The 13,069-nt window shown below is 57.6% G+C and carries 11 protein-coding genes; 2 read left to right on the forward strand and 9 right to left on the reverse strand.

All coding sequences use genetic code 11. The features are described from left to right. Positions 1–73 precede the first annotated feature (73 nt). On the forward strand, positions 74–1,477 hold the full coding sequence (locus tag C1N69_RS11235) for an MFS transporter (protein WP_155031190.1): 1,404 nt from the start codon (positions 74–76) through the stop codon (positions 1,475–1,477). A 129-nt stretch (positions 1,478–1,606) separates the two neighbouring features. Here C1N69_RS11235 and C1N69_RS11240 read toward each other — a convergent pair whose 3' ends face one another. From C1N69_RS11240 to C1N69_RS11265, 6 genes are all read right to left on the reverse strand, one after another. Continuing rightward, a complete protein-coding gene (locus tag C1N69_RS11240) occupies positions 1,607–2,092 on the reverse strand; it encodes an Hcp family type VI secretion system effector (RefSeq protein WP_155031191.1) in 486 nt (161 codons plus the stop codon). Between the two features lie 21 nt (positions 2,093–2,113). Further along, complete coding sequence (locus C1N69_RS11245; RefSeq protein ID WP_094917317.1) at positions 2,114–2,548, reverse strand: hypothetical protein; 435 nt, start codon at positions 2,546–2,548, stop codon at positions 2,114–2,116. Beyond that, complete coding sequence (locus tag C1N69_RS11250; RefSeq protein WP_045285733.1) at positions 2,526–2,918, reverse strand: polymorphic toxin type 44 domain-containing protein; 393 nt, start codon at positions 2,916–2,918, stop codon at positions 2,526–2,528. Before C1N69_RS11250 ends, C1N69_RS11245 begins: the two co-directional genes overlap by 23 nt. Before the next feature lie 269 nt (positions 2,919–3,187). Next, positions 3,188–4,183, reverse strand: a complete 996-nt coding sequence (locus C1N69_RS11255) for a DUF2891 domain-containing protein (RefSeq protein WP_155031192.1) — start codon at positions 4,181–4,183, stop codon at positions 3,188–3,190. A gap of 9 nt (positions 4,184–4,192) precedes the next feature. Further along, positions 4,193–5,179: a DUF979 domain-containing protein gene (locus C1N69_RS11260; protein WP_094917313.1), complete on the reverse strand. Its 987-nt coding sequence runs from the start codon at positions 5,177–5,179 to the stop codon at positions 4,193–4,195. After that, positions 5,176–5,898 carry a DUF969 domain-containing protein gene (locus tag C1N69_RS11265; RefSeq protein ID WP_025756467.1) on the reverse strand — a complete coding sequence of 241 codons (723 nt, stop codon included), beginning with the start codon at positions 5,896–5,898 and terminating at the stop codon, positions 5,176–5,178. Before C1N69_RS11265 ends, C1N69_RS11260 begins: the two co-directional genes overlap by 4 nt. Positions 5,899–6,096: 198 nt before the next feature. Between C1N69_RS11265 and C1N69_RS11270 the strand changes: the two genes are divergently transcribed. Then, positions 6,097–6,642, forward strand: a complete 546-nt coding sequence (locus C1N69_RS11270; protein ID WP_047958616.1) for a winged helix DNA-binding protein — start codon at positions 6,097–6,099, stop codon at positions 6,640–6,642. Between the two features lie 2 nt (positions 6,643–6,644). Here C1N69_RS11270 and glgX read toward each other — a convergent pair whose 3' ends face one another. Genes glgX through treZ form a run of 3 tightly spaced genes read right to left on the reverse strand, consistent with a single transcriptional unit; the run spans position 6,645 to position 12,985 of the window. After that, positions 6,645–8,717 (reverse strand): glycogen debranching protein GlgX, encoded by a 2,073-nt coding sequence (gene glgX, locus C1N69_RS11275; RefSeq protein ID WP_155031193.1) that lies wholly within the window; start codon positions 8,715–8,717, stop codon positions 6,645–6,647. A 15-nt stretch (positions 8,718–8,732) separates the two neighbouring features. After that, a complete protein-coding gene (gene treY, locus C1N69_RS11280; RefSeq protein WP_155031194.1) occupies positions 8,733–11,201 on the reverse strand; it encodes a malto-oligosyltrehalose synthase in 2,469 nt (822 codons plus the stop codon). Next, entirely contained in the window at positions 11,198–12,985 is a 1,788-nt protein-coding gene (gene treZ / locus C1N69_RS11285) for a malto-oligosyltrehalose trehalohydrolase (RefSeq protein WP_155031195.1), read from the reverse strand. The genes treY and treZ overlap by 4 nt, the downstream gene beginning before the upstream one ends. Between the last annotated feature and the right edge of the window lie 84 nt (positions 12,986–13,069).

Below are 13,069 nucleotides of genomic sequence, written 5' to 3' on the forward strand. Positions count from 1 at the left end.
TTGCTGCGTCTTCCGCCCTGTATAGCGCATGAATATAGTTTCGTCATCAATATTCTTCTCTGGAGTGACGACGATGACGCTATTTTCAAACCAGCCCGGCGATGAAGGTTTACCCGGGCATGAACGCGCCCGGGTCCTGGCCGCCGTCATGACCACCACGCTGATGGGCGTGTTTGACGGGACCATGATCAACATTGCGCTCCCCTCGATGGCTGAGGCCATGGCGGTTCCTGCGAATATCGCGGTGTGGTTCGCCAACGGTTATCTGCTCTCCGCGGCGATGACGTTAGCCATCTTCGCGGCGCTGGCGGCACGCGTGGGCTATCGCCCGGTGTTTCTGGCCGGGCTTACCACCTTTACGCTCACCTCACTCGGCTGCGCGCTGGCAACCACGCCGGAGATGTTAACCGGGATGCGAATTCTGCAGGGTGTCGGCGGCGCGGCCACCCTCAGTATCGCCCCGGCGATCCTGCGTTCCGTTTTCCCGGGTCGACTGCTTGGCCGCATTCTGGGGCTGCACGCCCTGCTCATCGCCTCCAGTACGGCAATTGCCCCGGTTCTCGGCGGAACAATACTGGATGCCCTGAGCTGGCAGTGGCTGTTCGCCATCAACATTATTCCGGGCAGCATCGCTCTGCTGCTGGCATGGCGGGCCCTGCCGCGGGCATCGGCTACTGACCGATCGCCCTTTGATGCACCGGGCGCCGTGCTTTCCGCCGTGCTGTTAGGTTCCGCGATCATGATGGCCGACAGCCTTCAGCACGTGACGCAACACCTTAACCGGGCCGCCGTGTGCTGGGGCGTACTTGCTCTGGTGAGTGCCCTCGCCTTTATCTGGCATGTCCGTCGCGCGCACAGTCCCATCCTGCCGCCCGTGATGTTCAAAAACGCACGCTTCACCCTCGCCGCGCTGACCTCGCTGGCGTCGTTTGTGAGCCAGGGGATCACGTTTGTCGCGCTGCCGTTCCTGTTTCAGAGCGTCTATGGCTACAGCCCGGTGGTTTCCGCACTGCTGTTCACCCCGTGGCCGATTGGCATTGTGCTGATCGCGCCGCATGCGGGACGCTGGGCAGATACGATTTCCGCGCCGCTGATCTCGACCCTCGGGCTGATGATTTTTGTCGGTGGATTGGTCCTGCTGGCGACGTTGCCAGACAGCCCTTCCGCATGGAATATCTGCCTGCGCAGTCTGGTTTGCGGGATTGGGTTTGGCTGCTTCCAGAGCCCCAATAACCGGGAGATGCTCTCTAACGTGGCGCGGGAATATGCCAGCTATGCCTCAGGAGTGTTGTCTATCGTCAGGACGTTTGGCCAGTGTCTCGGCGCCGCCGCGGTGGGCGTACTGCTGGCCGCGACGGCGGGATGGGACCATCAACATGCCATCCAGGTTGCACTGTGGATAGCCGTCATCGCCTCGACGGGATCGGTGTTGTTTAGCCTGAGCAGGCTGCGCCCGGCGGTGAGGGCATCAGCCTGATTCGCCCGGCAGCGCTACGCTTGCACGGGTCTACGGGTTTTGTAGGTCGGGTAAGCGCAGCGCCACCCGGCAAGAAAGACGGCGCAATTGTTGATGACAGGGGTTGTCATTAATCTCAATCTACTGAACTTACGATATTGGACGCTCGTTCCACGCATCGCTGAATTGAATATTACCGTCCAGAATTTTCCATGTGATTTTTGCATATCGCAAAGATACGTTTTCCATGTGCCCAGTACCGGGACAATCTCTTGTATCATGCATTATTGGAGTTATTGAAATGACTTTCACGCCTTCCATAAGGATGTTGAAGTATTCAACTTCCTGACCAGCATCATTGATGTGATAGAATTTTAATTCAGCACTTTGAAGCGTCTGACCAGTTGCTACTGCTTTGTATAGATAGGGTGACGACGAATCAATAGTTTTTGTTAAACTGAATGCTGAGTGTTGCCTTGTTCCTGTAAGTTTACCTGTTGCCCCATCTGTCGGAATGCTCAGATTATGGATCAAGTCTCTAAGCTCTATGCTTCCTTCACGTTTTGCTACATCAGAACCGCCTCGAATCATTGCTCCGCCATCGTCTTTCAAAAAGAGGTGAACTGGTACAGCCATTTCTAAATCTCCTTATGCTAATTAGTCCCTTGTTCCATTTGCTATGAGGTTAATGACTGGCATGATCGCTATACCATCCGCATAGAACAGATCAGAATTAGTGAATGAATAAACCTTGCCCGTAATTTTTACATTGACCGTGTTCCCATAAGCAGAAGCTGTAACAGTGCTTGTATTGGCTTCAAGGAATGGTGAACGATCTTCAAGGTCTTTCATAATGTTCCCGCTGTTGTCTTTATCTAAATAGAAGCGGTAAACATCAGACACCGTTGCGCCTCCATCGTCATACTTTGTAATGTACAGTGTGACGGTATCAGATAGTTTCTGTTTGCTTACAAAGCTATCGTGAGGAGGAGCATAAAAATAGTATTGGTATGCCAGAAACCCACAAACAACGAACAAAAGAATCGTTGTGAGTAAGCAGTGAAGCCGTTTAATAACCGTGTTTCTTTGCATAATCGATACCTTGCCTTATCCAAAACTGATCGCGAGGATCATCCCCATAAGGCGGTTTTTGATACCAGTGACCCCATTTCTTTTTAGAGGTTTTAGCTCTTTCCTGCGCCCATCCAGCACCCATCAACAACGTTTCTGATGGGATCCCGGCGGCATAACCAGCCGAACCATAATTGAAGTTCCCAAAGTTTGCTAGCTCAGGGTGTCCTTGTTTGTAATCCCACGGCCCCTTATTTCTTACTTTTTGATAAAACCAAAGATAAGTCGTTGGGATAGCCATGTCTCTACTCATACCTTGCGCTCTTGCAATCCTCATGTTTGCCAATACAAGCGCGATTCCTTCTTTTGGTAACAAAGGTATAACAGCCACATTAACCCTTCATTATTCATGGTTATAAAATCGCTATCATACGCTTTTGCAATAGTAAAAAAGATATCTGTTTCCAGATAAATGACGGGAAAACACCTACCTAAGGTATTGATCGCATTAAATATCAAAGAAACTTAGCCTGAGCAGGCTGCGCCCGGCGGTGAGGGCATCAGCCTGATTCGCCCTGCGGCGCTATGCTTGCACGGACCTACGGGTTTTATAGGCCGGGTAAGCGCAGCGCCACCCGGCAAGAAAGACGGCGCAATGGTTTACTCCAGCGCCAGCAGCGCAAAGCTCGCCAGCCAGTGTCCCCCGCTGTAGTGGCTGCCCACCACATGTCCGACGCTCGCCGTCAGGTGTTTCGCCACCGCATCGCGCAGCGCCAGTTGCGCCGGGTGGCTGGCAGGTAGCGCTTTCGCAATGTGCTTCATGCACCACGCGCGGCTGAGGTTTAACCCGTCAAGATGGGCAATTTTCGGGTCGGTACGATCGCTCACTTCCGCCGGGTTCATCAGTGCCGCAACGGAGCCGACATCCGGCAGAAACGCGTCAAACCAGGCCGGAAAGTCCTTTGATACCTTACTCATCAGCAGCGCTTCCGTCAGCGCGCCGGAAATATACTCATCACCGCCGGGTTCGTAGTGGGCCGGATAGCGCGTGTCGGCAAGATAAAACCGCTCGGCTGAGGACAGAATAACCTGCTCAAGCGCGCTGTCTTCTACGGCTCGGGCATAATCGAGCGCCAGCGCGAGCGCAAACGCCGTGTTGTAGTGCGTCCCGACGCGGATCGGATAGGTGAGCTTTGCAAGATAATCCACCAGCCGGTTGCGAATGTCCTGGGTTAACGGCGCCAGCGTCTGGTACCAGACTGCGGCCTGCGGCAACGACGACTGCTTCAGCTCCTGGGCCAGCGCCAGCAGCCAGCCGTAGCCATACGGCCGCTCAAACGAGGCGCGGAACGGCGCGGTGAAATAGGCCAGCTCCTTCGCCACGTTCTCTTCGGTCAGGTGTTCGTTGAAAAGCGCGACGATCGCTTCCCGGCACGGCAAGTCGGGATAGAGACGCACGCAGCGCAGCAGCAGCCAGTAGCCGTGCACCGCAGAGTGCCAGTCGAAACAGCCGTAGAAAATCGGGTGCAGTTCACGCGGCGGCAGCACGTCGCCATCATCATTCAGCAGGTGCATGATGTGGTTCGGGTATTCCTGGCGCAAATAGGTCAAAGGCATGCGGGCAAACGCGTCAGCCTGATGTTGCGTTAATTCCATGACAGCTCCTTAGCGAAACACGAGGAAATACATTAAGAACACGTTCACCACCAGCAGGGTTAACGCGGTCGGGATCTGGATCTTGATCACCTGATATTTGTCCTTCAGCTCCAGCAGCGCGGCGGGAACGATATTGAAGTTCGCAGCCATCGGCGTCATCAGCGTGCCGCAATAGCCCGCGTACATGCCAATCGCCAGCAGCGGCGCCGGGTTGCCGTGATGCACGTTGATCAGGAACGGCAAGGCGATACCGGCGCTCAGCACCGGGAAGGCCGCAAACGCGTTACCCATGATCATGGTGAACAACGCCATACCCACGCAGTAAATCACTACCAGCATGAAGCGGTTATCCGGGTTCACAAACAGGCTCACCACCTTTTGCACCGAGTCCCCCGTGTTCGCCACCACAAAGACCCCGCCAAGCATGGCCAACATCTGCGGCAGGATCACCGCCCAGCCAATGGTATCGACCAGACGACGAGACTGGCGAACCGCATGCAGCGGCGTGCCTTTGGTCAGCCACCAGCCGGTAAGGATCGCCGCAACACAGGCTACGCAAAGCGCCGCCAGGGTGAGCTGTTTCTGATCGAGCAGAAACACGCCGCCAACCGACACCCCTTTCAGGAACAGGGTGCCGATCACCGTCACCACCGGGATCATCAGGGCGGGCAGGAACAGCCAGTTCTTGAGTTTGTTCGACGACGCGACGCGCTCCTCCTCGGTGGACATTTTATAGTGCCCTTTCCCCACCAGGCCAAAGCCCGCCAGCAGCGCGATAACAATGACGCCGCCGCCGATGATGCGGTACGCCAGGGATTTACCGAGCTCCTGCACCATCAGGTCGCCAAACAGGAAGATCCCGCCAAACAAGAACCAGAACAGCGCGGTGGTAAAACGCTTCGGATTGGCGCGATCGCGAAGGGTCATCACGACCAGCAGCATCACGACAAAGCCAATCAGGTAATACACGCGGTTAATGGAGATAAGCGTCATCATTGCGCGGCCTCCTGCGTACCCTGTTCGGCGCGCCAGGCCATGACGTCGCGACGGATGCTGGCATCAAGGCGCAGCAGGCGCGTCATATGAATAATCAATGCCGCAATGGCGGTTGGAATGGCCCACAGGCCAATATGCAGCGGTTCGATACCCTCAATGCCGTTCTCTTTCAGGAACGCGTCAATCAGCAGCACCGCGCCAAAGGCAATAAAGATATCTTCCCCGAAGAAGACCGCAATGTTGTCACACGCGGCGGCATGGGCTTTGATTTTGTCGCGGATGTGCTGCGGCAGTTCGCCGTATTCGTTCAGCGCCGCCCCTTCGGCCATCGGCGCCAGCAGCGGACGGACCGTCTGAGCATGGCCGCCCAGCGACATCAGCCCCAGCGCGGCGGTGCCTTCACGCGCCACAAAGTAAAGCATCAGAATGCGCGCCGAGGTGGCGCTGGCGATCTTCGCCACCCAGGCCTGGGCGCGCTCCTTAAGCCCGTAATATTCCAGCAGACCAATGACCGGCAGGATCAGAATGAAGGTGGCCAGCGAGCGGCTGTTCACGAACTTCTCGCCGAAGGTCTCCAGCAGCATGCCGAAATCCATACCGACCAGCAGACCCGTCGCCAGCCCCGCTACCACGACCACCAGCAGCGGGTTGAAGCGCAGTGCAAAACCAATAACCACGATCGGTATCCCGATCAGCGGCAACAGCGTAGTACCGTCCATAACGTTTACCCTATCGAAAGTGAGCGTTGCGCGCCGACGGCTATTTTTTTAATTTGCGGCGAGCGATGTAGTGTTTTTCGTCAGGTTTGGCAAACCTGCGCTAAAAAGCTATATCTGAACCTCAAAAACATGTAAACAATTTATCAATAAAATGTTCTTATTTTATCGATGAGTTTACATTTCTGGCTAAGGAACGTTATGACTTCAGAAAAGAGTGCTAGCCCCCATCACGACGATATCAACGACGGCCGGATCGTCTCCTCCCGCCATCTGGTGTCCGAGCGCTGCGCGGAGCTGTCAGAGCTGGAATACGCGCTGATCATGACCAGCAACGCCTTCAACAAATGGATGGTGCGCTGCATGACCGCAGCGGGCGAGCCCGACATGGGCGCCTTTGACGTCTCGCTGCTGCATCACGTGAACCACCGCGATCGCAAGAAAAAGCTGGCCGATATCTGTTTCGTTCTCAACGTGGAAGATACCCACGTGGTAACCTACGCCCTGAAAAAGCTGGTCAAAGCGGGCTACGTGACGAGTGAAAAAGCGGGCAAAGAGCTCTTTTTCTCCACCACCGAGGAGGGGAAAGCGTTGTGCATGAAGTACCGGGACGTTCGGGAAGCGTGTTTAATTGCGATCCACGCGGAGAGCGGAATTGCCGGGAAATCGATTGGGGAAACCGCGCAGCTGTTACGCACGATCTCCTCCCTGTATGACACCGCCGCCCGCGCGGCGGCATCACTCTGAGGCTAAGGACGTCTGAACAGGGTAATGCTGCGTCCGGCCAGTGCGTACTCGACGGTTTCGGTGATCGCTGTCCCGGCGGCGTCATCCGCCGTGGAGAGTTCCAGCACCCATCCCCCTTCGCCAAACTGTGGGATCTGGAACGGCACGGTGCCTTCAAACGGATTGAACAGCATCAGCACGTCGTGCCAGATGCCCTCCTCCTGCTGAAGATCCGGCCTGCTGATGGAGACCCCGAGCGTCGAGCCTTCATCCCACTGCTCGGCCTGCTGCGGACCGCCGCCGGCATTGAACCAGCGGATCTCCAGCCCGTCGCGCCAGCTTTCACGGCGCAGCAGCGGCTGCTGCGCGCGCAGGGCGATCAGCCTTTGGGTAAACTCGCGCAGCGCGGTGTCGTTTTCAGAGAGTCCCTTCCAGTTGATCCATGAGATCTCACTGTCCTGGCAGTACCCATTGTTGTTCCCCTTCTGCGTACGGCCAAACTCGTCCCCCGCCAGCAGCATCGGCGTGCCGTGGGAGAACAGCAGCGTGGTCAGGAAATTACGTTTCTGCCGCTCCCGGGTGGCGATGATGTCCGGGTTCCCGGTTGGCCCTTCCTCGCCGTAGTTGTACGAGCGGTTATCGTTGTGGCCGTCGTTATTGTCCTCACCGTTGTCGGCATTATGCTTCTCGTTGTACGACACCAGATCATTCAGAGTAAAACCGTCATGGGCGGTGATGAAATTAACGCTGGCCCACGGGCGACGCCCGCGCAGATCGTACAGGTCGCCGGAGCCGAGCAGACGCGCGGCAAAGTCGGTAGAGACGTTATCTCCCTTCCAGTACTCGCGCACGGTGTCGCGGTATTTGTCGTTCCACTCCCCCCAGCCCGGCGGGAAACCGCCGACCTGATACCCGCCAGGACCGATATCCCAGGGCTCACCAATCAGCTTCAGGCGGGATAACACCGGATCCTGGGTCATGGCGTCAAAGAAGCCGCCGCGCGGATCAAACCCTTCGGGCTCGCGACCCAGAATTGTCCCGAGGTCAAAACGAAAACCGTCGATATGCATCGATTCCGCCCAGTAGCGCAGGGAATCCATCACCATCTGCAGCACGCGCGGGTGCGAGGTATTCACCGTATTCCCGGTACCGGTGTCGTTGATGTAATACCGGTGCTGGTCCGCCAGCGTGCGGTAATAGCTGTAGTTATCAATCCCTTTAAACGAGAGCGTGGGGCCAAGCTCGTTGCCTTCCGCCGTGTGGTTATACACCACGTCCAGAATCACCTCGATGCCCGCGTCATGGTACGCGCGCACCATATCGCGAAAGCCCTGGATCCCCGCGGGTCCGTAATAACGTGACGCCGGGGCAAAAAAGCCCAGCGTGTTATAGCCCCAGAAGTTCTTCAGGCCACGGTCGAGCAGGTGTTGATCGTCCGGGAACCAGTGAACCGGCAGCAGCTCTACCGCGGTGATGCCCAGGCTCTTGATGTAGTCGACCGAGGCTTTATGCCCCATCCCCTCAAACGTGCCGCGCAGTTCGGGCGGTATGGCCGGGTTGAGCTGGGTAAAGCCTTTCACATGGCTCTCATAAACGACGGTATGCGGCCAGGGGACGTTTGGTCGGTTAGTGTCCTGCCAGTCAAAGGCATTGGGGTCGATGACCCGGCATTTCGGCGTAAACGGCGCGCTGTCGCGCGTGTCAAAGCTCAAATCTAACTCGTCGTGCCCCAGCTCATAGCCGAAATGGGCGTCGTTCCAGTCGATATCGCCCACCAGTTCACGGGCATAAGGGTCAATAAGCAGCTTATGCGGGTTAAAGCGATGACCGTTTTCCGGATCGTAAGGGCCGTAGACGCGATAGCCGTACAGCGCGCCGGGCTTCAGATCCGGTACGTAACCGTGCCAGATCTCGTGGGTATACTCCGGGAGTTCCAGCCGGGCGATTTCTGTTTTCCCGGACGGGTCAAACAGACAGAGTTCCACCCGCTCGGCGTGAGCGGAGAACAGCGCGAAGTTGACCCCCTTCCCGTCATAATTCGCCCCCAACTGCTGGCCATGACCGGCCCGAATTTCAAACGTTGTATCCTTAGCCATTTTCGTTCTCCACGATTATTCGCAGGTAAGCAGAACCAGTACACATCCCTTTTCTGACGTTAAATCCAGCGTCTCTTGCAGAATGCGGCTTTCACCGCTGAACAGATCCCGATAGCGCTTCCCGGCCAGTTCTGCAGGGATTGCTACCGTGGTATTCACCCACAGCCTGTCGTGACCGGTGATGTCAAACACCAGACGCGGCACGGCAACGATCAGCGCCTCATCGTCCTTAACGCGGGCATAAACAATCAGATTCTCCTCACGCTCACCAGTCACCTTAAGCGGCAGCCAGTCACCGTAATGGAAAAGTGAGGCGTAATGCGGTCGAAGCCGTAACAGCGTGGCGGTAACGAACTGTTTTACCCTTCCGTCCCGCCAGCAGGCCGGGTCGTTAAACACGCGGGCATCCGCCGCGCTGAGGTGTCTTTCCAGGGCCGGGAAGTCCGGCTCCCGGCGGTTATCCGGGTCGACAAGGCTAAAGTTAAGCGCCTCGCTGCCCTGATAGATGTCCGGCACGCCGGGTGCCGTCAGTTTGATCACCGTCTGGCTGAGGCTGTTCATCAGCCCGGCGCGGATAAAGGGCTGCATCGCCTCGCTGAAATCCTCCAGAAACGGCCTGTTGTCCGGGGAAAGCAGGTGCCGCGCGTAGCTCAGCACCACGCTCTCATAGTTCTCGTTGCTGTCGATCCAGTCGGTACGCTGTTTCGCCTCGCGCAGCGCTTTCTCCAGGAAACCGAGGAAACGCGCTTCCAGTGATTTAAGCCCGTCCACGTCGTCGGGAGACAGCGTGGCAGGCCAGACACCCGCCAGCGCCTGGTAGATCATCCAGGTATCGGCGGCGTTCGGCGCGGTACCGTCATTAAGGAAACGCACCTGGGTCTGGTTCATCTGTCGCCAGCGGGCCAGGTTTTCCCCCCACTGTTCCGGGGCTTCCGTCAGGGTATAAAGCCGCGCCCGGGCATCCTCCCCGCGCTTGGTGTCGTGCGTGGAAGTGCCCAGCAGCGCGTCGGGCTGACGGGCCAGACGAATGCGCATCTCCTGGTGGAAGCGGGATAAGGAAAACGCACGCGGCGTCGGGTCGGCGCCCACTTCATTGAGCGCAAGCTCCAGGTTGTGGCGAAAGAACAGCGTGTCTTCAACGGACTTCGCCATCAGCGGCCCGGTCAGCTGCTGGAAGCGGGTTCTGAACAGCGCGGCGCTCTCGCGGCAATCTTCCGGCAGGTCGCCGGTAAGAATGCGCACAATCAGGCTGAGCGCCGCTTCAGAGGTCTCCACGCTGGCGACCACGCGGTTGAGCAGCGCCACGTCCGGCGGGGTTAACCCCTCGCGAGTGCCATAGGTGCGGTACACCGGAAAAGCGATAAGCAGTTCGCGCAGCGCGTGGCGGATCTCATCGCGCGGCAGCGCAACGTCATTGCGCTTGGCCAGGTCAGCCGCAATCGTGAGCAGCGTGGTGAATTCACCCTCAAAATTGCGATCGGTCATCAGGCCCTTAGCGTCCCGCAGTTCAGCGTGGCGATCGACCGTGCCCCCCAGCGTCTCGTCGTGGATTTTTTCCAGGCGCGGCAGGTTAGCGTCGTCGACCAGCACCTCCGCCAGCGAGGCGATAAACTCATAGCCGGTAGTGCCGGAGACCGGCCAGTCTGTGGGGAGCTGTTCTCCCTTCGCGAGAATTTTTTCGACCGTAATGTAGCAGTCGGGTCCGGTTGCCTGCCGCAGGCGCTGCAGATAGCCCAGCGGATCGGCCAGGCCGTCGATATGGTCAATGCGCAGGCCATCCACCACGCCCGCATGGACCAGTTCAAGAATAAGACAGTGCGTGTCGTCGAAGACCGCCTCATCTTCAACCCGGACGCCAACCAGCCCGGTGATTTCAAAGAAGCGTCGCCATGAGAGCTGTTTTGGCGCTTCCCGCCAGGACATCAGCCGCCAGCTTTGTGCGTCGTGCAGCTCGGCAATGCTCTTCTCCTCGCTGTACGTGCCCGGGTTGAGCGGGTATGCGGCGTCATAGTAGACCAGGGCGGCTTTTTTTGTGACAGGGTCACGTTTTAGCGTGATGGCTCCCCTCTCCAGCTCCACCTCAAAGGTATCGCCAAGAAACGGCAACGTGAGCGGTCGCGACCAGTCGATATCAAAATAGCCCGCGTAGCGGCTATGCTGGCCATGTTCAATCACATCCCGCCACCAGGCGTTTTCCAGCGAGGTGGACATATGGTTTGGGACAATATCCAGAATCAGCCCCATGCCGGCCTGCTTAAGCGCCGCGGCCATGCGGTCAAACCCCTCTCGTCCACCGATGGCGGGGTCAATTTCATTCGGGTTGGTAACGTCATAGCCGTGGGTAGAGTCTTTTGTTGCGGTAAATACCGGCGAGGCGTAGAGATGGCTGATACCGAGATCTTTCAGGTATGGCACCAGCGCGACGACGCGGTCAAAGGTCATTCCGTTACGGAACTGAATACGGTATGTGGCGGAAGGGATCATAACGATGCTTCTCCATCAGCAAAGCGAACAACAATACTGTTCGGCGGTAAAACGTCGTCTACGTCCGGCCAGGCAAAGCGCGTTTCCCCCGCGAGCGCGGGCAGCCCGACGGGTCGGGTTCCGATATTCAGCGCCAGAGAGAGTGTCCCCGACGGGAAGCGCCAGCTCACCGCTACCATGCCGGGGGCCGTCGCGACCACCTTGCCTTCAACGGCACCCCCCTGATGCAGAAGCGGAACAATATAGCGATGACGTAGCGTGAGCAGGTGGCGCGTAAACCGCAGCCAGGTTTTGCCCTCGTCGGTGGCGATTTTATGCCAGTCGAGTTTTGAGCGGAGAAAGGTGTTCAGGTCATTCGGATCGGGTACGTCGTCATCGTGCCCCGCGTGGCCGGTAAACTCTTTCGCGCGCCCTTCCCGCACCGCCTTTGCCAGTTCGCCGTGAAAATCGGTGAAGAACAGGAACGGGTGCGTTTCACCGTATTCCTCTCCCATAAACAGCAGCGGGATATGGGGGGAAAGCAGCAGCGCGGCCAGCAGTACCCGCGTCTTGTCAGCGCCCGCCAGGGAGATGAGCCGCTCGCCCTGGGCGCGATTCCCGGTCTGATCGTGGTTTTGAATAAAATCGACAAAGAACTGCGGCGGCTGCGAGTGGCACTCCACCCCGCGGGATTCACCGGTTTGCAGGGACACTTCGCCCTGGTAGACAAACCCTTCGGCCAGCGCCCGGGCGAATTTTTTCTCCGGTTCAAAGGCAAAATCCTGGTAGTAAGCATGGGTTTCGCCGGTGGCAAACACGTGGGCAGCATTGTGAAAGTCATCGTTCCACTCGGCGGTGAACAGCGGCGTGTGGCCCTGTTCATCCCGCGGATGCAGGAAAATCACGTTGCGGCTGTCTTCCGTGGTCAGGTGAACATGCCGGTGGGGGATCGCCTCGCGAATTTTTGCGGCAATCTCCTGGAGAATGTGCGTGTCCGAGGCGTCTTTAATCTGGTCGATGGCATCAAACCGCAGGCCATCCAGATGATATTCCGTCAGCCAGTAGAGCGGCGCGTCGGTAATATATTGCCTGACCGGCTCCTGCTCATAGGCGATGCCGTTACCCCAGGGCGTCGTGCGCTGTGCATCGAAAAACGCCGGCGACAGCAGGGGCAGATAATTCCCTTCCGGACCAAAGTGGTTGAGCACAATATCCAGCACCACGGAAAGCCCCAGCCCATGCGCGGCATCAATAAACGCGTGGAAATCCTCCGGCGTGCCGTAGGCGGCGTGCGGAGCATACAGCAGTACGCCGTCGTACCCCCATCCGCGGGAACCGCCGGACTGGGAGACGGGCATCACTTCAAGCTGGGTGATCCCGAGCTCTGCCAGGTAAGGCAGCTTGTCGATGGCCGCCCGGAAGGTGCCCTCCGGGGTAAAAGTGCCGATGTGCAGTTCGTAGATGACCGTCTCTTCCCATGGCCGTCCGGACCATTCCGGGTTAACGGGCTGCCAGCGCCGGGGATCGATAACCACGGAAGGTCCGTTAACATCCCCCTTTTGCGCCCGTGACGCGGGATCGGGCACCGTCATCCCGTCCTGCAGAACAAACTGATATTCTGTCCCGTGTGTGACGCCGGGTACGTCAGCCTGGAACCAGCCCCCCACCGTTGTCGTCATTGGCACGTCGGCGTTGGCCAGACGAAGCGTAAGTTTTTTCTGTCCTTCTGCCCAGACGCGAAAACGTACAACGTCATCGGAAATAAACTCAGCACCCCACTGCTTTTGAAATGTCCTGAATTCCATTCATTGTCCTCGAATGACCCACATTTTACGCGGAATGAAGTACAAGCTTAGTTCAGGATTAAAAGTGCGTGAGCTCAGCGGATT

This window comes from Enterobacter sichuanensis (assembly GCF_009036245.1).
In the GTDB taxonomy this organism is placed as follows: domain Bacteria; phylum Pseudomonadota; class Gammaproteobacteria; order Enterobacterales; family Enterobacteriaceae; genus Enterobacter; species Enterobacter sichuanensis.